This is a genomic window from Mesoflavibacter sp. CH_XMU1422-2 (assembly GCF_037029245.1).
GTDB classification, from domain to species: Bacteria; Bacteroidota; Bacteroidia; order Flavobacteriales; family Flavobacteriaceae; genus Mesoflavibacter; species Mesoflavibacter zeaxanthinifaciens.
Genome location: NZ_JAYMEE010000006.1, coordinates 123,570 through 145,307, shown reverse-complemented (window position 1 = coordinate 145,307; position 21,738 = coordinate 123,570). Strand labels below are relative to the sequence as shown.

Below are 21,738 nucleotides of genomic sequence, written 5' to 3'. Positions count from 1 at the left end.
TAACTAAAATAGGTTTAATGAAAAAACACTACGCCTTTCCACCTAAATGAGGACAATCTTTTAAACTCTGCATACCACTAAAAGGAACTTCAACTTTATGGTATTTATAGGTGCTGTCAAGTTCTTTACTTAAGTTATGGTCGTCTACATTAACTTCAACATCATTCATTTTAAACTGGCAAGGATGTTCGTAACCTGCAGCATGAGTAATTTCTAAAAATTCTTTTTTAAACGTGTTAAAATATTGTGCTAAACGTTCGCTTTTTAAAGGTACATCAATACCACGTTGTAGCCATTTGTTTTGTGTTGCAACACCTGCAGGACAACGGTTAGTATGACAAACTTGTGCTTGTATACAGCCAATGCTCATCATAGCTTCACGTGCTACATTAATACAGTCTGCTCCCATTGCAAACGCCATAGCTGCTTTAGCAGGAAACCCTAATTTACCACTACCAATAAAGACGATACGCTCTGTTAACCCTTTGTCCTTAAATAATTTATATAAATCACCAAAAGCATAAACCCATGGTAAAGACACGTGATCTGCAAAACTTGGTGGTGCAGCACCAGTACCACCTTCGCCACCATCAACTGTAATAAAATCTGGACCTTTACTGTTGGCTTTCATATAATCTGCAAGTTCTTCCCATTGTCCAAGTTTACCAATAGCAGCTTTTATACCAACAGGTAATCCTGTTTCTTGTGCAATTGCTTCTACAAATTCGACTAACTCAGGTATTGTATTAAAAGCAGAGTGATTAGGTGGTGATAATACATCTTTACCCATTGGTACGTGTCTAATTTCAGATATTTCTTTAGTGATTTTGCTGCCAGGTAAAACACCACCTTTTCCTGGTTTTGCACCCTGTGATAGTTTTACTTCTATAGCTCTTATAAACGGATTATCTTGGACTAGTTTTTTAAGTTTTTCCATAGAAAAATTACCATCATCATCTCTAACGCCAAAATATCCTGTGCCAAAATGAAATATAACATCACCACCATGTTTATGATATGGTGATAAACCACCTTCACCTGTATTATGATATGCGCCAGCTATTTTTACACCTTTATTTAAAGATTCTATTGCTTTTGCAGATAAAGAGCCAAAACTCATTGCAGATACGTTAATTACAGATGCTGGTCGGTATGGTCGTTTACGATTGTTGTATTGACCCATAACCTTTGCACATGGTAAAAAATGGTTGTCTTTTTTATTTGGATGATTGTCTTCTAATTTATAAGGAAGCATTGCATTATTTATAAAAATGTGCTGATGTGCGTAAATATCTCTATCAGTACCAAAACCTTCGTAGTTATTTTCGCCTTTTGAAGAGGCATAAACCCAACCGCGTTCAATACGGTTAAAAGGAAGCTCTTCTCGGTTATTAGCAACAAGATATTGCCTTAATTCTGGGCCAATACTTTCTAACATATATCTAATGTGTCCAACAATAGGAAAGTTGTGACTTATGGTATGTTTACGTTGTATAATATCGCGTACAGCGATTAAAGCAAGCGCTATAATAATCCACATCCACCAAGAGATGTTAGAAAGAAAACTTAATAGTGTATCCATGAATTTGTAAGTTGTTTTTTCAAAAATAGTAAAATTACAATGCTAACATTTCTGTTAAGTTAATATAATTATAAAATTGAAAGGTTACATATTCTAAATATTATCTTTAGTATATGGCCACAAAAACCAAAAAAACCGGATTAATAGTAATTTTATCAATAATCGTATTGATTGTTGGTTATTTTATTGCTAAAAACAGTATTCTTAATAAAATTGAAAACTCTCTGTCTAATCTACCAGAACACATTAAATTGCAATATAAATCGATAGATTTAGACTTATTAAATGGCGATTTTAAGATTAAAGAAGTTTTACTTACGATAAAAGGAAAAACTACCGAAAAAATAAACACGCAGTTAGAATTTAAAACATTATCTATTAAAGATTTTAGTTATTGGAATTATTGGAAAAACAATACAATTGATATTGAAAATATAAACGTAAAATCTTCAAAAATCACTCACTTTTATAACAAACAAGTATCTTCTGAAGATTTTAATACTCAAATAAAAAGTCAGGTAAAATTTCCTATACATATTGAATCTTTTTCTGTAGAAAATGCCAATGTTGAAATTTTTGATTCTAATACAGAAGATGTACTTTTTAAATCAGAACAGTTAAATCTGTCTACCTCAAAAATTAGGTTTAACAAAGAAACTTTAAAGACTAAAATACCTTTAAAGTTTGAAAGTTTTAACTTTTCGGCTAATCAAACATTTTATGTCTTAAACAATTTTGAAAACTTGGCTGTAAACAAAATTGAAATCCATAAAAATAACGCAACGTTTACCGATTTAAAAATCAAAACAAAATATGAAAAGCAAGAACTTTCTAAACACTTAAAAGTAGAACGTGATTACTATGATTTAAATGTTGAAGAGATTGTAGTCAATGACTTTGCAACAAACTTTAAAAATGACAGTATTTTTAGTTTTACAACAGAGAATGTAATTATAAAGCAGCCAAATTTCAACATTTATAGAGATAAGTTAGTAGCAGATGATTTGTCTGTAAAACCTATGTACAGTAAACAATTAAGAGATTTAAATTTCGATTTAAAAGTAAAAAATGTACAAATTAAAAATGCTTTTATCACTTATGAAGAAAAGGTGAAACAAGATAAGCCTGCTGGTCAAATAAAATTTACCAATCTAAACGCAAACATTAGTCATTTAGGCAATGCTTTTACTAATTTGGGTACTACAAAAATTGATGTTACCTCTACATTTATGGATAATTCCAATTTAAAAGTTAGTTGGGATTTTGACGTTAATAACCAATTAGATCAATTTGTTTTTAAAGCAGATATAGGAGTTTTAAATGCAAGTCAACTAAACCAATTTATGGAGCCAAATTTAAATATAAGATTAGATGGTCAACTACAGAAAACTTACTTTACAATAAATGGAAATTCTGATGTTTCAAATATTGATTTAAAAACTAAATATGAAAATTTTGATATAATTGTTTTAAAAGAAAATGGCGAAGAAAAAAATAAGTTTTTGTCAGGTTTAATAAATCTATTTGTATCAAATAACAGTAATGATCAATCAGATAATTTTAGAAAAGCAACAGCTAAAAATATACAACGTGTTAAACATAAATCGGTTTTTAATTTTATATGGGTTAATATAAGAGCAGGACTTAAAGAAGCTATGCTGTAATTGTTTATAATTATTGATAAAAACCTTTAGTAAAACCAAGTGGTATGGTTATTTTTACAACAAAAATTTTTACCCTTGGAAAAGTATCTTTCTCAACTTAACGACGCGCAATTAGAACCAACAATTCAAGTAGATGGACCAATGATTATTATTGCTGGTGCAGGTTCTGGTAAAACAAGAGTATTAACGTATCGTATAGCTTACTTAATGCATAAAGGTGTAGACTCCTTTAGTATTTTAGCATTAACATTTACCAATAAAGCTGCACGTGAAATGAAAGAGCGTATTGCTCAAATTGTTGGCGAAAGTGAAGCTAAAAATCTTTGGATGGGTACATTTCACTCGGTTTTTGCACGTATTTTAAGAGTAGAAGGACATCATTTAGGTTTCCCAAGCAATTTCACCATTTATGATACGCAAGATTCTCAAAAACTTTTAGGATCGATAATCAAAGAGATGAATTTAGATAAAGATCTGTATAAAACTAAACAAGTTTACAGCAGAATTTCATCTTACAAAAACAGTTTAATCACTGTAAAAGCATACTTTAATAATCCAGAATTGATGGAAGCAGATGCTATGGCAAGGCGACCACAAATGGGAAATATTTATAAAGCATATGTAGATCGTTGTTTTAAAGCTGGCGCAATGGATTTTGACGATTTACTATTGCGCACCAACGAGCTTTTAACACGTTTCCCAACCGTTTTAGCAAAATATCAGGACAAGTTTAGATATATTTTGGTAGACGAGTATCAGGATACAAACCATAGTCAGTATTTAATCGTTCGTGCATTGGCAGATCGTTTTCAAAATATATGTGTAGTTGGTGATGATGCGCAGAGTATTTATGCCTTTCGTGGTGCAAATATTAATAACATTCTTAATTTCCAGCGCGATTATGATAATGTAAAATTGTACCGATTAGAACAAAATTATCGTTCTACAAAAAATATTGTTGGCGCTGCAAATTCAGTCATTGACCATAACCAAACTAAGTTAGATAAAGTGGTTTGGACAGCTAATGAAGAAGGACCAAAAGTAAAAGTGCATCGAAGTTTAACCGATGGTGACGAAGGTCGTTATGTAGCAAGTACCATTTGGGAAACCAAAATGAATCAACAACTTAACAATAGCGATTTTGCCATCTTATACCGTACCAATGCACAGTCTAGAGCAATGGAAGACGCGTTACGTAAACGAAATATTCCGTACAGAATTTATGGCGGATTAAGTTTTTATCAACGTAAAGAAATTAAAGACGTGTTGTCTTATTTACGCTTGATTTTAAACCCTTCAGATGAAGAAGCTTTAAAACGAATTATCAATTATCCAGGAAGAGGTATTGGTCAAACTACAATAGATCGTTTAGTGGTTGCAGCCAACGGTTTAGGTAAAACCATCTGGGAAATTTTAAAGGAAATTGACACAGTTCAGGTAAATATAAATAAAGGTACCAAAAATAAATTACGCGACTTTGTAACCTTAATTGAAAGTTACCAAGTGATGAATCAAACAGCTACCGCTTTTGAACTTGCAGAACACGTTGTAAAATCTAGTGGTCTAATGCGCGAGTTTAACAAAGACGGAACTCCAGAAGGTGTAACAAGACTAGAAAACGTTGAAGAATTGCTTAACGGTATTAAAGATTTTGTTGAAGGACAGCAAGAATTAGCAGATGCCAAAGGTGATTTAGCCGAGTTTTTAGAAGATGTTGCATTAGCTACAGATTTAGATAACGAAAAAGGAGATGATGATGTGGTAGCATTAATGACCATTCACCTTGCAAAAGGACTAGAATTTAATAATGTATTTGTAGTAGGTTTAGAAGAAGATTTATTCCCAAGTGCTATGAGCATGAATACGCGTAGCGAGCTGGAAGAGGAACGAAGACTGTTTTACGTAGCTTTAACCAGAGCCGAAAAACAAGCCTATTTAACGTATGCTTTATCACGTTACCGTTGGGGAAAATTAGTAGATTCAGAACCAAGTAGGTTTATAGAAGAAATAGACGATCAGTTTATAGAAAATATTACGCCAAAAGAAGAAAGACGTATCAATCCAATGTTATCTGCAGACATCTTTGGAGATGTAGAACCAAATAAGGTTAGGTTTAAAAAGCCAATTCAACCTAAGTTTAAAAAGAAAGAAAAGAAAGCGCCGGAAAAGTTTACACCATCAACACCTAAAAACCTTAAAAAAGTAGATGCTTTAGGTAAAAACGATGTGCCAAGTACCAACTTATTTGATGGTAATTTAGCTGTTGGTAATATTGTAAGTCATATGCGATTTGGAAAAGGAGAAGTCTTAAAAATAGAAGGAAAAGGAACCGATACCAAAGCAGAAATTAAATTTGAAGTTGCAGGCGTTAAAAAGCTGTTGTTACGTTTTGCAAAATTAGATGTAATAGGGTAAATTAGTAGGCAGTAGGCAGTAGGCAGTAGGCAGTAGGCAATTTTTAAACTTTAAATTAAGAACTATCTAACTTTAAACTAAAGTATAAATGGCAGATTTTATTAGAATATACGAAGAAAACCCAAACCCGAAAGCGATTAAGCAAGTAGTAGAGGTATTAAAAAAAGGAGGTTTAATAATATATCCAACAGATACTGTTTATGGTTTAGGATGTGATATCACAAATACAAAAGCACTAGAAAAAATCGCACGTATAAAAGGCGTAAAATTGGATAAAGCAAACTTCTCATTTATTTGTCACGACTTAAGTAATCTATCAGATTATGTTAAGCAAATAGATACTAAAACCTTTAAAATTTTAAAACGTGCTTTACCAGGACCATACACATTTATTTTACCAGGTTCTAAAACCTTACCAGCTGCATTTAAAAAGAAAAAAGAAGTTGGTATACGTGTGCCTAATAACAATATTGCTTTAGAAATTGTAAAACTTTTAGGTAACCCTATTGTCTCAACATCTATTAGAGATGAAGACGAAATCATAGAATACACAACAGATCCAGAATTAATTCTAGAAAAATGGGACAATCTTGTAGATTTAGTTATTGATGGTGGTTACGGAGATAATCAAGCATCTACAGTTGTAGATTTATCTAAAGAAGAACCTTTAATTGTTAGAGAAGGTAAAGGTAGTTTAGAGATTTTTTAGTTCTTTAATAAGAAAAGCTTTGCGACGCTATCTGTATTATAAATGTCACTTCGAGTGATTTACGAAATGTGAGTAAATTGTATCGAGAAGTAATTTCAATATATTTTATCTTCAGTAGAAGTAGATAATAAACTAAAACAGAAAATGCAACCAACAAACAATCATATTAATTACGTCGAGTTTAAATCTACAGATTTAGAAGCTACAAAAACCTTTTATAGCAATGCTTTTGGTTGGCAATTTACAGATTATGGCGATAGTTATGTTGCTTTTGAATCTAGCGGACTAGATGGTGGTTTTGAAAAAACAAATCAACCAATTGTAAATGGTGCATTAGTGGTTTTGTATCATAACGATTTAGAAAGTATTAAATCAAAACTAATTCAATTAGGCGCGACAATTTCTGTAGATATATTTTCTTTTCCTGGCGGAAAGCGCTTTCAATTTTTAGATCCTTCGGGTAATGAGCTAGCTATTTGGAGTGAATGATAATTCCATAAAAAAAGCCCAACTTAAAGTTGAGCTTTTTCATATTTATTTCCTCTGAATTAGTTACCTTCTTCTTCAGATAATGTCTTCATTTCTTCTTCAATCATTTTGTAAAACTGATCGATTTTTGGTAAGATGTAAATCTTTGTTCTTCTGTTAGTCGCTCTGTTTTCAGCAGTATCATTTGGTACTAAAGGTAAATGGTCACCACGTCCAGCAGCAATTAATTGTTCTGGCTTAACACCTAACTCTTGTAAAGCTCTTACGATAGAGGTACTACGTTTTACACTTAAGTCCCAGTTATCTAACAATACGCCTTTTCTGTATGGTACATTGTCTGTATGACCTTCTACCATAGCTTCAAAGTTTGGCTTACCATTAATTACTGTTGCTACTTTACCTAAGATTTCTTTTGCACGATCGGTAATGTTGTAGCTTCCGCTTTTAAATAATAATTTATCAGATAAAGAAATAAATACTACGCTTTTTTCTACATTTATTTCAATGTCTTCGTCATTAAGACCAACTTCTTTCTTTAAACTTGTTACTAAAGCTAGTGTAACACTATCTTTTTTAGTTAACGCGTCTTGTAATCTTGAGATTTTTAAATCTTTTTCTTTTAAACTTTCTAAAGATTTTTCTAAGTTTTCTGCACCTTTTGTTGTTAAAACAGTCATGTCTTTAGTGCTTTGTATTAAAGCTTCGTTATTAGCTTTCATATCGGCTAAACGGTCTTGTAACTCTTTAACTCTTGCTAACTCTGCAGCTTTATCTGCTAAACAAGAGTTTAGTTTAACTGTAGCAGTGTTTAATAAATCTTGTGTTTCTTTATGTTTTGCTTCTAATGCAGCGTATTCTTTTTTAGATACACATGAGCTTAGTAACAGTAGTGCACTTGCACTAAATAATATTAGTTTCTTCATAATTTATGGATTGAATAAAATTAAATTTATACACACCAAAAGTATAAATATTTAAAATGTTAAAATTAGGTTTAACAAAACTTTTGCTAAAAGATTTAAAGTTTTGAAAAAGTAGATCTCTTTTTAATGAAATATTGATAAACTATAGATTTTATAGAGAAATATCCTGCTTGTTGGGTTAAGTTTTTACGTTGCCTTAAAAGTGTTTTTAATTTGCCATAAAATGAAAAATGAGCTTTTAAAACGGCTAAGAAATGATTAAACTTTAGTTGTAATAAGAATCTTAATCCGGCAATACCATCCAAAATTAATCTAACTAAGATTATCAAAAACAAATTTCCTTTGGCGTTTTTGGTTAAGGTAAATAAACTATTTCTAAAATTTAGATACGTTTTTTTAGGATTTGCTGCGCTTAACGTTGCACCGCCAACATGATACACAGTGCTTTCTGAAACATATTTTGTTTTGTAGTTTAAATTAAATGCACGCCAACATAGATCAATTTCTTCTTGATGGGCAAAAAAGCTTTCATCAAAACCATTTAATTGTTTAAAAACTTCTTTTCTTATAAAAAAGCAGGCGCCAGATGCCCAAAAAATGTTTTTGTTTTGATATTGATTAGTGTCAACTTCTATAGTGTCAAAAATACGACCTCTACAAAAAGGATAACCATACTTGTCAATAAAACCACCAGCAGCGCCAGCATATTCAAATTTAGATTTGTCTTTATAATCTAAAATTTTTGGCTGAATGATTGCTGTTTCAGTTTCAGTGTTAAAAGTGTCAAGTATTGGGTCAAGCCAATTTGGTGTGACTTCAATGTCGCTGTTAAGAAGACAGAAAATATCTTCATCTACAAACTGTAATGCATCATTGTAACCTTTAGCGTATCCACCATTAATTTTGTTTTCTATGATTTTTACATTAGGAAACAGATCTTTTACAAAAGCAACAGAACTATCAGTAGATGCATTATCTGCTACATAAATTGTGGCGTCTTTAGAATAATCAATAACAGAAGGCAAAAACTGCTCTAGAAGCTTTTTTCCGTTCCAATTTAATATGACAACTGCTATTTTCAATATTGGTTATTTGTTTAGGTGTTTATTTGTTTTTGTCATTCAGAACGAAGTGAAGAATCTCATTTAATGATGCTTCGACAAGCTCTGCATGACAACGTTATTAACTATTATATTCCGGAATATCCCTTAAAAATTGATAATGTTCAGCTTCAAAATCCATTTTGCAATAATAATGATTTATACCATTGGTAACCATTAAATAGTCGGCATTTAGCGTTAGGTTATAACGCGCAATTTGATCAAAAGTATCTTGGCTTATTTTAATCTTAGGCGCTTTACATTCAACAATCAGCTTAATGCTTCCGTCGGTGTTAAAAACAACAATGTCGTAACGCTTTTTTAAGTCGTTTACTTTCAGCTCCTTTTCAACGTTAATTAAAGATATTGGATAATTTTTGACTTCAATTAAATAATGAACGCAATGCTGTCTTACCCATTCTTCGGGTTGCAAAACGATAAATTTTTTACGTATTACATCAAAGATAGATACTTTATTTTCGCTATTTTTGAAACGAAACGAAAACTTTGGAAAATTGAGGTCTAGCATTAACGCTGTTTAATTTATTTCAAAGTTAAGGTACAATAATAAAAAAGCAAATTCCATGTCATTTTTTTGGAATTTTAAACTTGCAATTTTAAGCTTGTGGATGACGTCAAACAACTGGTAACCGACATTAAAAACGGAAATATCAAACCCATCTATCTGTTAATGGGTGAAGAGCCTTATTACATTGATAAAATTTCAGAATTTATTGAAGAAACCATTCTTACAGAAGAAGAACGAGGTTTTAATCAAATGGTTTTATATGGTCGTGATGTTGCGGTAGAAGATATTGTTAGCAATGCTAAGCGTTTTCCAATGATGGCAGAACGCCAAGTGGTTATTGTAAAAGAAGCGCAAGATTTATCGCGTACGTTTGATAAGTTGGATGATTATGCAAAAAAACCTCAACCATCAACCGTTTTGGTGCTTTGTTATAAATACAAAACAGTAGATAAACGTAAAGCAGTCTATAAGGCGATTAATAAGACAGGAGTTGTTTTTGAGAGTAAAAAATTATACGACAACCAAGTACCAGATTGGATTAAACGTGTCTTATCACCTAAAGGCTACACGATTACACCAAAAGCATCTCAGCTGTTAGTTGAATTTTTGGGTACAGATTTAGGAAAAATTAATAATGAACTTGAAAAACTTCAAATAGTTTTACCAAAAAACACTCAAATTACTCCAGAGCATATTGAGGAAAATATTGGTATAAGTAAAGATTACAACAATTTTGAGCTTAGAAAAGCAATAGGCGCAAAGGATAGTGTAAAAGCTTTTAAAATTGTGCAATATTTTGCAGATAACCCAAAGGATAATCCAATGGTGGTTACGGTTGCTTTGCTCTTTAATTTCTTTTCTCAGTTATTACAATTACACGGAATGAAAGATAGAAATCCGCGTAGTGTGTCAAGTGCATTACGTGTTAATCCATATTTTGTAAACGAATATTTGGATGCTGCAAGAAACTTCCCAATGCGAAAAGTAAGTCAAGTGGTTGCTCTACTTAGAGAGTTTGATGTAAAAAGCAAAGGTGTAAATAGTAATGCGGTACCACAAGGTGATTTACTAAAAGAACTATTAGTTAAGATTTTAAATTAATATCTTTAAAAATACTGTAAAGGTCTTCGACAAGCTCAGACTGACATTGGATAATTGGTTTTTTAAGCGAAAATGATTTGTCACGCTGAGCCTGTCGAAGCTCAAATATTAAAAAATGAAATTCTATTATGTTTACATATTGCTTTGTTCTGATAACTCTTATTATACAGGAATAACTAATGATATAGAGAAAAGAGTTTCTGAACATCAATCTAAAAGGAGTAGAGATAGTTATACAGCAAGTAGATTACCTGTTAAATTAGTTTGGAATTTAAAATGTGACAATCCTATTGACGCAATTAAAGTTGAAAAACAAATAAAAGGCTGGTCAAGAAGAAAAAAAGAAGCTTTGATTAATGAAAACTGGCAAGATTTAGTACAATTATCTAAAAATTACACACAATTTGGGAAACCTAAATAAAAATCTTAGTGTAATAAAAAAGTCTTCGACAAGCTCAGACTGACAAAAGGAGGTTTTTTATTATATAGAAAAGATTTGTCACACTGAGCTTGTCGAAGTGCATTATCATTAAAAAAAGTGATTATTAAAATGAAACTTATTTACTTCTCTACATTATTTGTTTTACTAATTTCTTGCAAAACAACTCAAACACTTCCAGATCCTTTACAAGCAGGTTGGAACGGTAAAAAAGTATGCGAATTGTTGCAAGATACTAAAGAGCAACGCATATTAAAGTGTACCTTTCCACCAGGTGTTGGGCATCAAAAACATTATCACAATCCACATTTTGGTTATACCTTAAAAGGAGGCACTTTTAAAATTACAGATACTTCGGGGACAAAAACTATTAAAGTACCTACAGGAACAACTTGGAGTAAAACCAAAGTAACACAGCACGAGGTATTAAATGTAGGAGATAGTACTTCTGTCTATTTAATTATAGAGCCTAAGTAATAAAGTATTTAACATTTAACTCTGTTTTTAACACAATAAACATATTCTTTAACATTAAGTATTAAAGTCCGGTTAAACCAATTTTGATTTTCTTGTTTAGTATTCATTTTTAGTAATTTAGATACCGAAAAAGAATTATTAATCACAAAAAAACAATCAAAAATGGAAAATTTAGATAGAAAGAAAGTTGCGATTTTAGCAACCAATGGATTTGAAGAAAGCGAGTTGAAAGAACCAATGAATGCTTTAAAAGAAGCTGGTGCAGATGTACATATTGTATCAGAAAATTTAGGAAAAATTAAAGGATGGCAAGATGGAAATTGGAGTAATGAATATGAAGTAGATAAAACCATTGATGAAGCATCTCAAGAAAATTATGATGCGCTAATGTTACCAGGAGGAGTAATTAATCCAGATATTTTAAGACGTAACGAAGATGCTATACGATTTGTAAAATCATTTTTTGCAAATAAAAAACCAGTAGGAGCTATTTGTCATGCACCATGGTTATTAGCAGAAGCAGATGTTTTACAAGGAAGAAAAATTACATCTTTTAATTCCATAAAAAGAGATTTAGTAAATGCAGGAGCAAAGTGGGAAGACAGTGAAGTAGTTGTAGACGAAGGATTAGTGACAAGTCGTAACCCAAACGATTTACCAGCATTTAACAGTAAATTAATTGAAGAAGTTTACGAAGGTAAGCATCAAATGCAAACTGCATAATACTCATAAATCTTTTAATAAGAAAAGCGAACTTAGAAAGTTCGCTTTTTTTTATACGTTAGATAAAGTTTCTGTTCTGTGGGCAATACCCCAATCTACCATAGCGTCTAAAACTTTTAAAATATCTTCGCCAGATTTTGTTAAAGAATACTCGATTAAAATAGGAGTAGAGTCGTACACAGTACGTTTAACAACACCGTTCATTTCTAGATCTTTTAATTCTTTAGATAACATTCTTGGTGTTATTTTTTCAATGTTTTCTTGTATGTCTTTAAATCTTGATTTTCCGTAAAGTAAAGTAGCTATTATGGGTAATTTCCATTTTCCGCTTAATACATTTAAAGTATCATTAATCGCTAAAACAAATTGTCTTGGACAAGCTTTAACTGTTGATATGTCTTTTACTCCGCTCATTTTTAGTTATTTAAAATTCAACTATACTTAAGTATACTAATATTTTATTAGTATTAAGTATACTTTGTATAGCAAAAGTATTAATTTTGTTTCAAATAATAATTAAAAACACAAAAAAATGATATTAGTTACAGGAGCAACCGGAGAATATGGTACACACGCAATAAACTTTTTATTAGAAAAAGGTGTAGAGCCTTCAAATATTTCAGCTTTAGTTAGGTCTGAAGAAAAAGCTCATATTTTAAAAGAAAAAGGCGTAAATATTAATATAGGAGATTATAATGATTATAGTAGTTTAGTCGAAGCTTTTAAAGGCGTTGATAAATTATTGTTTGTATCTGGTAGCGAAATTGGTACTAGAGAAGCACAACATAAAAATGTTGTTAATGCTGCAAAAGAAGCAGGAGTAGATTTTATTGCTTACACTTCTTTTATAAGAAATGTAGATGCTAAAGATTCTGCAATTGGTTTTTTACAAGACACACATCAAAAAACAGAACAATGGATAAAAGATAGCGGTATAGACTACACTATTTTACAAAACGGTTTATACTTAGATATTTTACCAATGTTTTTAGGAGAAAATGTTTTAAATGATGGTATTTTATTACCTGCAGAAGATGGTAAATCAAACTCAGTATTAAGAGCCGAGTTAGCAGAAGCTGCAGCACACGTATTAACTACAAGCGGACATGAAAATCAAACTTATCCGTTAGTGAATAATGAAGCTTTAACGTATCAAGATGTTGCAAATCAATTATCAAATATTAAAGGTGAAACTGTAAATTATACATCACCAAAACCAGATACTTATCAAACTATTTTAAAAGAAAATAATGTGTCAGATGAGTATATAGGTATGTTAACATCTTTTTCTGTAGCACAAGCTAAAGGAGAATTACAATTAGAAAATAATACTTTAGAGCAATTTTTAGGAAGAAAACCTAAAACCGTAAAACAATATTTAATAGAGGTTTATAGTTAACTATGAATCGTAAAGATTTTATAATAAATTTAGGCTTAACAAGCGCAGCAATACCTATGGTAACCTCTTTAAATTCTTTAGAAAAATTATCTAGTACGTTTAAATCCACAAAAAGAATGCCTGTCTTTTTTTTAGGACACGGTTCGCCTATGAACGGAATTGAAGACAATCAATTTGTTCAAGGGTTTAAAAAACAAGGTGAATTATTAGAAAAACCAAACGCAATTGTTGTTATATCGGCACATTGGGAAACAAAAGGAACAAAAGTAACAGCAATGGAGTTTCCAAAGACTATTCATGACTTTGGAGGTTTTCCTAAAGCGCTTTATGAAGTACAATATCCCGCACCAGGACATCCAGAATTAGCTAAGGAGATTTCTACCATAGTACAACCTGAAGATACAGTACATTTAGACCATCAATGGGGATTAGATCATGGTGCTTGGACAGTAGTAAAACATATGTTTCCAAAAGCAGATGTGCCTGTTATACAGTTAAGCTTAGATTACACACTAAACGGACAACAGCATTTTGATTTAGCACAACAGTTAAACCGATTAAGAGATAAAGGTGTTTTAATTGTTGGAAGCGGTAATATGGTGCATAACTTAAGACGATTAGACTGGTCAAAAATTAATGATAATTATGGTTATGATTGGGCAATAGAAGCTAATACAAAAATGAAAGAATGGATTTTAAGTAGTAACCATAAACAGTTAATAGATTATAAAAATCAAACACAAGCATTTAATCTAGCCATACCAACACCAGAACATTATTTACCATTAATTTATGTAATGGCTATGGCAGACAATAAAGATGAAAAACTACTATTTAACGATCAGTATTTAGGAGGATCTTTATCTATGACCAGTGTAAAAATTGGTTAGATTTTATTCTAAGTCTTCTAACTTTAAATTATAATCATACTGCAAATCTTCGTGTAGATTTTTTACTTTCTTTTTAATTGCTATAATATTTCTGTCGTAAAGATTGGTTAAAGTCGTGTTTTTAGATATTGAAGGCGTCATAGCTTTTAATTTCTTACAGAAATATATAAGAAGCTCGACTTCAGTTTCTTTGTTAAGCGAGTAACGGATGTACTTTTTTGTATTACGTAATATTTTTCTAATGCTTTTCTTTATGTAAAAAAAGCTACTGGTGTTAATTTGGTCAAACTGTTCATCAATTTCAGCTTTTATAGTTTCAATATAACCAGCTTCGTAATCGGCTTCAAAAAGTAAGTAGGTAAGTAGTTCTTTATTTTCTTTTTTAAATCTAGATAAACGTAAACAAAGCTCGGCAAGTTCATCGTTAGATTTATGTTTTAATTCTTTACGTATGTTCGCAACGGTAGCAGATTTCATCTATAATTTATAGTGTTTTCTAATGGTGTTTTTAACCCTAAAAAGTCTAAAAATACCAATTAATAATATAATAGGAGCAATGCCGATTAAAACAACTCCAAAGGTTTTTAAGTCTTCAAAAAGTTCAATTTTTAAAATAGTTATACCGGTACCTAAAATGACTAAAAAGGTTCTAAAATAAGCTAAAAAAGTTCTTTCGTTTGCTAATTTAGTACGTTCTATAGCAAGCCAATCTCTTGTGGTTAGATCGTTTTTAGTAATGCTCATTGTTAAATATAATTTAGGTTAAAGGTATTAAATAATTATTACTCTTTTTCTTAAGCTTTAACATATTAAAAGAATAGTTTATCACTAGTTTAACATCAAAAAGTCTTTAAAAACTTAACTTTAAGTAAACCAATTAAAATTTTAATTATGCCTTTTATTACAAATAAAAATACAGAAGAAATTGTAGATGTTTTTTATGAAGACTATGGCGAAGGACAACCAGTTATTTTAATTCATGGTTGGCCACTAAGCAGAAAATCTTGGGAACATCAAGTTTGGAAAATTGTTGAAGCAGGTTACCGTTGTATATCTTATGATAGACGTGGATTTGGTATTAGCTCTTTCCCATGGAATGGTTACGACTATTCATCTTTAGCTAGCGATTTAAATGAAATTATCAAACAATTAGAATTAGAAGACGCGATTATTGTTGGTTTTTCTATGGGTGGAGGAGAAGTAGTTAGGTACTGTACCGATTACGGAACTGATAAAATTGCAAAAGCTGCATTAATCAGTAGTATAATTCCTTTAGTAAAACAAAAAGATGATAACCCTTCTGGTGTCCCAGAAAAGGATTTATTAGGAATCAAAGACGCTTTAGAAAATGACCGTGTAGGTTTTTTAAAAGAATTCTCTAAAGGATTTTATAATTATGAAGAAAATAAAGATAAAATTAGTCAAGCACAATTAGACTATGACTTTATAGTAGCGTCTCATGCATCGCCACGTGGTACAATTGAAGCAGCCAAAGCATGGATGCATACTGACTTTAGAGACGAATTAAAAAATGTAGATGTACCAACATTAATCATTCATGGAGATGCAGATAATACTGTACCGATAGAAACTTCTGCAAAACAAGCAGCAAAAGGAATTGTAAATAATACTTTTCATATCATCAAAGATGCTCCTCATGGATTAAATATAACGCACAAAGAAGAATTGAATAATCTTTTAATTAAATTTTTAGAAGAATAAACTTACTATATTCTAAAACAAAAAGCGCATCCTATAAAGATGCGCTTTTTTTAATTAAAACTTAAAATTACCTACCTTAATTTAGGAAAATTAGTAGGATTAGACTCATGCATTACATCATAAATAGCTTCAAAAACATCTTCAACAGATGGTTTTGAAAAATAATCGCCATCTGTACCATAAGCTGGTCTATGAGGTTTTGCTGTTAATGTTTTTGGTACGCTATCTAAGTATTTAAAAGCGCCTTGTTTATTTATAATTTGATCTAAAATGTATGCAGATGCTCCGCCTGGCATATCTTCATCAATAACCATTAGGCGATTTGTTTTTGCTACACTTTTTACGATATCTTGATTTAAGTCAAAAGGCAATAAAGATTGTACATCAATAATTTCTACATCAATACCAACTTCTAGCAACTCTTTAGCTGCTTGCTCAACAATTCTAAGTGTAGAGCCATAAGAAACTAGTGTAATATCGGTTCCTTCTTTAACAGTTTCTACAACACCTAAAGGTGTTTTAAATTCACCTATATTATTTGGCATAGGTTCTTTTAAACGATATCCGTTTAGACATTCTACAATTATTGCTGGTTCATCACTTTCTAATAACGTGTTATAAAAACCAGCTGCTTTAGTCATATTTCTTGGTACTAAAACATGTACACCTCTAACAAGGTTTAAAATACCACCCATTTGTGATCCAGAATGCCAAATACCTTCTAATCTGTGTCCACGAGTACGTACAATTAAAGGTGCTTTTTGTGTAGACTTTGTTCTGTATCTTACTGTAGCTAAATCGTCACTAATAATTTGTAACGCATACATTATGTAGTCTAGATATTGAATTTCTGCAATAGGACGTAAACCGCGCATAGCCATACCAATACCTTGCCCTACAATTGTTGCTTCTCTAATACCAGCGTCTGCTACACGTAATTCGCCATATTTTTCTTGTAAACCTTCTAAACCTTGGTTTACATCACCAATATTACCAGAATCTTCACCAAAAATTAATGTTTCAGGATATTTATTAAAAATAGCATCAAAATTATCACGTATTACTACACGACCATCTACTTGCTCTGGATTATCATCGTAAGTTGGTTTTACTTCTTTTACATGAATAGCAGCTGTTTCTGTTTCATTTAAAAGATCAGAGCTATATTTTGGTTGAATTTTGGCAAAGTAATTCTCTATCCAATTTAGTAATTGGTTCTTAGCTTTGCTTTCTTCAGATATTACATAACGTAAAGCTTTTCTAGCTGAAGAAATGACGTCTTTACGGTTAGGTTCTTTTATATCTTTAAGCTCGTTAGTAAGTTTTTCAATAAGAACTTTATTAGAACTAGTTGTTGCTAATTGTGTTAATAATGAAATGACTTCTGTTTTTTCTTCAAGAATTGGTTTTAAGTAGCTTGTCCAAGCTGCTTTTTTACCATCTCTTACTTGCTTTTTTATATTCTTTTCAAGGGTTTCAAGCTCATCTTCTGTTGCAATGTTATGCGCAATCATCCATTCACGCATTTTTACGTTGCAATCATGTTCTCTTTCCCAAGACAAACGGTCTTGAGATTTGTAACGTTCATGAGAGCCTGAAGTCGAGTGACCTTGAGGTTGAGTTAATTCTAGTACATGGATAAGGACAGGAACGTGCTCTTCTCTTGCAATTTTTCCTGCCATTTCATAAGTTTCGATTAGGTTAACGTAATCCCAACCTTTTACGCGTAAAATTTCATAACCTTCATTGTCTTTATCGCGTTGAAATCCTTTTAAAATTTCAGATATATTTTCTTTTGTAGTTTGATGTTTTGCATGAACAGAAATTCCATATTCATCATCCCAAACACTAATTACCATTGGTACTTGTAAAACTCCTGCAGCATTAATGGTTTCAAAAAATAAACCTTCACTTGTACTTGCGTTACCAATGGTTCCCCAAGCAACTTCATTACCTTTATTAGAAAATTTTGCAGCATCTATACCGTCTACATTTCTGTATATTTTAGAAGCTTGTGCTAATCCTAATAATCTTGGCATTTGTCCTGCAGTAGGAGAGATATCTGAACTTGAATTTTTTTGTTTGGTTAGATCTTTCCAGTTTCCGTTTTCATCTAAGCTATGTGTGGTAAAATGTCCACCCATTTGTCTACCAGCACTCATAGGCTCTTCTTTAAGATCTGTATTGGCATACAAACCAGCAAAAAATTGTTCTATGTTTAGCTCTCCGATAGCCATCATAAATGTTTGGTCACGATAGTATCCAGATCTAAAATCACCATTTTTAAAAGCTTTAGCTAATGCTAGTTGAGGTACTTCTTTACCGTCACCAAAAATCCCGAATTTTGCTTTACCAGTCAACACTTCTCTACGACCAAGTAAGCTACATTCTCTACTGGTTACAGCTACTTTATAATCGTTAAGGACTTCTGTTTTAAAGTCTTCAAAAGAAAGGTCTTTTTTTGTGTTAGTTTTTGCTTGCATAATATAGGAATAAGTTACTTGCAAAAATAGGTATTAAATCTGATTTTTGCAATGTGTGATTATCTTAAAATAATACGAAAAATTAAATTAAATAAACAAAATTTTGTTAATTTCTTATTATTTAAAAGAAATATCAATTTTGGTTAAGAATTTTTTAATAAACAAAAACTCTAAATAAGAGTTTTTTAATACCATCTTCTTGTAAATAAACCTAATAAAGTTTGAGGCGAAAGTGTGACGATAAAACGTATTTTTTGGTCGTAGTTTGGTTGACCAATTTCCCAACCTAAATTAGAATAAACAGGAAGGTATATTTCAAAATAATCTTCTACAAGGTTTAGTCGTATACCAGAATCGTAAACAAATTTAGGACTTAAGTTTTGGCTTTTTATAACTCCAACATCTCCATAAGCCATTATATAACGCCATATTGTAGCACTTGTGTTTACAGTTGTAATCCATTGATTGGCATAAGGTTGCTCTAATTTTGATTTAAATCCACCTTCTGCAATGATTAACTGCTGGCTTAATAAGCCTTGTTCTTCACTACGTCCTAAATAATCATAATCAAATAGGTAATCTGTAGGTCTGTCTAAAGCAAAACTAAAAAAGTCAGAATCTTGATAAGTTTGATTATACAAGAAAATACCAGAGAAAACCCTTAAATTAAATTGATTGTTTTTTTCGGTAAGTGTTCTAAATTCTAACGTAGTAGATGCTTTACCAAAATCTTTAGAGAGTTGTAAGTCTATGTTGAAGTATTTTGTTTCTTTTAAATTTCTATCGTTAACATTATATCTAGCATTAAAAACACCATATTTTGGCTCTCCATCGGTTTCAAATTCGCCTGTTGGATCAACTTCTCGGTCAATATTAACATATCTAAAATTTAGATATTCTCTTTTATTATCTCTTAAGTTTTTATGGTCTCTAAATATAAAATCTATATAAGGAGTAAAGCTTGTATATGATAAATTTGGTGCATAATTGTAGTAATTACCAGATATACCATAACGTGTTCTAAAATTATTAGAGTTTTCTGGTCTTGCAGAATACGATACAGATGCACTACCGACTAATTGTTTACTTTTTATACCAAACTTTGGGCTTATTTTGTAATTAAGTCTTTTGCTTAATAATGTTTTGTTATAAAGTTTTAATCCAGGTGAAAGACCATCATAAAAATTATACTCAAACTCTGGCATAAAAAAGACTTGGCTATAATTTGGGTCTTCTATATCTTTAAATAGTCTAAACTGTAATGGTTTATTGGTTAAGAAAAAACCATCAAGTTTTTTAAAATTATTACGTTGATTAAATTCTGGCGCAACATTATCATAGTTTAAAGCTAATTGATCAGCTTCAGTTTTTTCTACTTTTATTTTTTTTGTGCCTTTAAAACCTTCAATCCATTGTTTAGAAATTACCGTATCATTTTTTAGTTTAAACAAGGCAATTGGCATTGTGTTGTCACGAATGTTTTTTATTGTAATTTCTAAAGAGTCTTCAGTTTTTTTAACTCTTTTTATACGATAATCTATTTTTTTACTTGTAGAGACATAATCTTCAAAAAACCAATCTAAATTTTTGTTAGTCTTATTTCTAATAAAATTCTCGAAATCTAAAGCAGAAATTGGTTTCATTTTTCTAGTTTTCACAAACTCAGAAATACTATTTTCAATGGTTTTATTTCCTATATAGTCATCTAAATAATTAAGTCCAACAGCTGCTTTGTATTTATTAGATATATTTTTATTAAACTTAAGTAAGCTGTCTTTAGGCATATCTAGTGGTTGATCTAGATTGGTACGTGCCATGTGCATGTATAAAAATGGATACTGGTCATTAAACTCTAAATCTGATGCATGAAAAGCACGTACGCCCCAAATATTAGCTAGCTTACCAAGTATTTTTTGATTTGGATAGTTTTCTTCTACATATTTCATTAAATAGTAAATCTGAATGCCATCCAAAATCCATTGATCTTTTCTTGGGTTGATTAGCAATGTGTTTTCTAAGTAGCTTCTTAGTGCTGTTTTTAAGATTTTTAGTTCGTACTGAAATGTATCGTCAAACGGTCTTATAAAATCTGGTAATAAGTTAAGACCGTAAATTGGATCTTTTTTATAATCTATCCAGGTTAATAACATTTTTTCGTGAGGATACTCACCCAAGTTTTTATTAATAAATTGAGTTACTCTATCTGTAACAATAGCAACTTCAGCAGGATCTAAATCTTCAGTATCAATATTAGATTTGATGTTAAAAAAGTCTGTTTCTACAGTTTTGTAATCATTGTTTTTAACTAAAGAAAACTTGGTCGTTAAAACATCTTTTCCTTGCAAAACAGTAGTAACATTGTCTCCTCTTGTTGTATTTTTTAAGGTGTTTAATTCAGATATAGGAGTAAATGATTTCGGGTAGGTTATTGTTAGATTAACATCAGATTTTGGTAAGTATAAATCGTCTAAATCTTTATTGCTGTAATAATGCCATTTACCATCAAAAATAGCAGGAGTAATATACCAAAAGCGTAAATTATATTGACCATTATCTGTTACACCATAGCACGTAAATTTATTGTTTGGTATTTGCACAATGTAGTTTAAAGTTAAATTATAACTGCTTTTAGGTTGTAACGGCTCTTTTAAAGCAACTTTAATGACATCTATATGTTTCTTATCTAAACGGTCAAAAAATAAGGCATTATTATCCTGATTTATACTTGTTATGGCAGTGTAACCTCTATCTTCGTTTTTAGCAAAGTGAAAAACGGTTTTAAACTCGTCTGCAAAACGTTCGGCTAAAGGAGATGTTTTGGAAGAGTAACTATGACTCCAATCGTTAAGATAAATAGTATCTAAAACCTTGTTAGAATTATTATAATAAGTAATGTTTTGAGTGATTGCAATACTGTGATTGTTTGTGTCAAACACAGCATTAATGTCCATTTTATTTTGGCTTAGCGCCGAAATGGAAAACAGGCAAATTATGATGAGAGTGTATTTAAATTTCAATTTTCTTTTTAATAGCTTTTAAAAGTTATAGCAATACTTTTTTCTTGAAAATAATGTTTTCAAATTTAAAAATGTA

20 protein-coding genes are annotated in these 21,738 nt (G+C 30.9%); 11 read left to right on the top strand and 9 right to left on the bottom strand.

The window, feature by feature from the left end:
• Nucleotides 1–28: 28 nt before the first annotated feature.
• Complete coding sequence (locus WA340_RS02455) at nucleotides 29–1,582, bottom strand: FMN-binding glutamate synthase family protein (protein ID WP_336127139.1); 1,554 nt, start codon at nucleotides 1,580–1,582, stop codon at nucleotides 29–31.
• Between the two features lie 113 nt (nucleotides 1,583–1,695).
• Here WA340_RS02455 and WA340_RS02450 point away from each other — a divergent pair, with 113 nt between their 5' ends.
• The 4 genes from WA340_RS02450 (at nucleotide 1,696) to WA340_RS02435 (ending at nucleotide 6,859) form a co-directional block, all read left to right on the top strand.
• Complete coding sequence (locus WA340_RS02450) at nucleotides 1,696–3,246, top strand: hypothetical protein (protein WP_336127138.1); 1,551 nt, start codon at nucleotides 1,696–1,698, stop codon at nucleotides 3,244–3,246.
• A 75-nt stretch (nucleotides 3,247–3,321) separates the two neighbouring features.
• Nucleotides 3,322–5,661, top strand: coding sequence for an ATP-dependent helicase (locus tag WA340_RS02445; RefSeq protein WP_336127137.1), 2,340 nt, complete (start codon nucleotides 3,322–3,324; stop codon nucleotides 5,659–5,661).
• Nucleotides 5,662–5,749: 88 nt separating this feature from the next.
• The gene (locus tag WA340_RS02440; RefSeq protein WP_304145391.1) at nucleotides 5,750–6,370 is read left to right on the top strand and encodes an L-threonylcarbamoyladenylate synthase; all 621 of its coding nucleotides are present in this window, start codon (nucleotides 5,750–5,752) and stop codon (nucleotides 6,368–6,370) included.
• A gap of 144 nt (nucleotides 6,371–6,514) precedes the next feature.
• Nucleotides 6,515–6,859: a VOC family protein gene (locus WA340_RS02435; RefSeq protein WP_336127136.1), complete on the top strand. Its 345-nt coding sequence runs from the start codon at nucleotides 6,515–6,517 to the stop codon at nucleotides 6,857–6,859.
• A 59-nt stretch (nucleotides 6,860–6,918) separates the two neighbouring features.
• On the opposite strand, the gene WA340_RS02430 is transcribed toward WA340_RS02435, so the two are convergent.
• The 3 genes from WA340_RS02430 to WA340_RS02420 all read right to left on the bottom strand — a co-directional run bounded on the left by WA340_RS02430 (nucleotide 6,919) and on the right by WA340_RS02420 (nucleotide 9,411).
• Nucleotides 6,919–7,782 carry an OmpA/MotB family protein gene (locus WA340_RS02430; protein ID WP_027879754.1) on the bottom strand — a complete coding sequence of 288 codons (864 nt, stop codon included), beginning with the start codon at nucleotides 7,780–7,782 and terminating at the stop codon, nucleotides 6,919–6,921.
• A gap of 95 nt (nucleotides 7,783–7,877) precedes the next feature.
• Nucleotides 7,878–8,867, bottom strand: a complete 990-nt coding sequence (locus WA340_RS02425; RefSeq protein WP_336127154.1) for a glycosyltransferase family 2 protein — start codon at nucleotides 8,865–8,867, stop codon at nucleotides 7,878–7,880.
• 97 nt (nucleotides 8,868–8,964) lie between these two features.
• Nucleotides 8,965–9,411 (bottom strand): type I restriction enzyme HsdR N-terminal domain-containing protein, encoded by a 447-nt coding sequence (locus WA340_RS02420; protein WP_336070516.1) that lies wholly within the window; start codon nucleotides 9,409–9,411, stop codon nucleotides 8,965–8,967.
• A 96-nt stretch (nucleotides 9,412–9,507) separates the two neighbouring features.
• On the opposite strand from WA340_RS02420, the gene holA reads away from it, so the two are divergent.
• The 4 genes from holA (at nucleotide 9,508) to WA340_RS02400 (ending at nucleotide 12,151) form a co-directional block, all read left to right on the top strand.
• A complete protein-coding gene (gene holA / locus WA340_RS02415; RefSeq protein ID WP_336127135.1) occupies nucleotides 9,508–10,512 on the top strand; it encodes a DNA polymerase III subunit delta in 1,005 nt (334 codons plus the stop codon).
• Nucleotides 10,513–10,627: 115 nt separating this feature from the next.
• Nucleotides 10,628–10,933, top strand: coding sequence for a GIY-YIG nuclease family protein (locus tag WA340_RS02410; RefSeq protein WP_336127134.1), 306 nt, complete (start codon nucleotides 10,628–10,630; stop codon nucleotides 10,931–10,933).
• A gap of 129 nt (nucleotides 10,934–11,062) precedes the next feature.
• A complete protein-coding gene (locus WA340_RS02405; RefSeq protein ID WP_336127133.1) occupies nucleotides 11,063–11,428 on the top strand; it encodes a cupin domain-containing protein in 366 nt (121 codons plus the stop codon).
• A gap of 162 nt (nucleotides 11,429–11,590) precedes the next feature.
• Nucleotides 11,591–12,151 (top strand): type 1 glutamine amidotransferase domain-containing protein, encoded by a 561-nt coding sequence (locus WA340_RS02400; protein ID WP_336127132.1) that lies wholly within the window; start codon nucleotides 11,591–11,593, stop codon nucleotides 12,149–12,151.
• A 51-nt stretch (nucleotides 12,152–12,202) separates the two neighbouring features.
• Here WA340_RS02400 and WA340_RS02395 read toward each other — a convergent pair whose 3' ends face one another.
• Nucleotides 12,203–12,565: a winged helix-turn-helix transcriptional regulator gene (locus WA340_RS02395; protein ID WP_336127131.1), complete on the bottom strand. Its 363-nt coding sequence runs from the start codon at nucleotides 12,563–12,565 to the stop codon at nucleotides 12,203–12,205.
• Between the two features lie 118 nt (nucleotides 12,566–12,683).
• On the opposite strand from WA340_RS02395, the gene WA340_RS02390 reads away from it, so the two are divergent.
• Together WA340_RS02390 and ygiD are read left to right on the top strand one after the other, a co-directional pair.
• Nucleotides 12,684–13,550 carry an SDR family oxidoreductase gene (locus WA340_RS02390; RefSeq protein WP_336127130.1) on the top strand — a complete coding sequence of 289 codons (867 nt, stop codon included), beginning with the start codon at nucleotides 12,684–12,686 and terminating at the stop codon, nucleotides 13,548–13,550.
• Nucleotides 13,551–13,552: 2 nt separating this feature from the next.
• Entirely contained in the window at nucleotides 13,553–14,440 is an 888-nt protein-coding gene (gene ygiD / locus WA340_RS02385) for a 4,5-DOPA dioxygenase extradiol (RefSeq protein ID WP_336127129.1), read from the top strand.
• A gap of 3 nt (nucleotides 14,441–14,443) precedes the next feature.
• On the opposite strand, the gene WA340_RS02380 is transcribed toward ygiD, so the two are convergent.
• Both WA340_RS02380 and WA340_RS02375 read right to left on the bottom strand, forming a co-directional pair.
• Complete coding sequence (locus WA340_RS02380) at nucleotides 14,444–14,917, bottom strand: hypothetical protein (RefSeq protein ID WP_336127128.1); 474 nt, start codon at nucleotides 14,915–14,917, stop codon at nucleotides 14,444–14,446.
• Complete coding sequence (locus tag WA340_RS02375) at nucleotides 14,918–15,184, bottom strand: DUF202 domain-containing protein (RefSeq protein ID WP_336127127.1); 267 nt, start codon at nucleotides 15,182–15,184, stop codon at nucleotides 14,918–14,920.
• Between the two features lie 147 nt (nucleotides 15,185–15,331).
• Between WA340_RS02375 and WA340_RS02370 the strand changes: the two genes are divergently transcribed.
• Nucleotides 15,332–16,162: an alpha/beta fold hydrolase gene (locus WA340_RS02370; protein ID WP_336127126.1), complete on the top strand. Its 831-nt coding sequence runs from the start codon at nucleotides 15,332–15,334 to the stop codon at nucleotides 16,160–16,162.
• A 71-nt stretch (nucleotides 16,163–16,233) separates the two neighbouring features.
• Here the strand turns inward: WA340_RS02370 and WA340_RS02365 are convergent, their stop codons facing one another.
• Both WA340_RS02365 and WA340_RS02360 read right to left on the bottom strand, forming a co-directional pair.
• Nucleotides 16,234–18,645, bottom strand: coding sequence for an alpha-ketoacid dehydrogenase subunit alpha/beta (locus WA340_RS02365; protein WP_336127125.1), 2,412 nt, complete (start codon nucleotides 18,643–18,645; stop codon nucleotides 16,234–16,236).
• A gap of 185 nt (nucleotides 18,646–18,830) precedes the next feature.
• A complete protein-coding gene (locus WA340_RS02360) occupies nucleotides 18,831–21,596 on the bottom strand; it encodes a metalloprotease (RefSeq protein WP_336127124.1) in 2,766 nt (921 codons plus the stop codon).
• Between the last annotated feature and the right edge of the window lie 142 nt (nucleotides 21,597–21,738).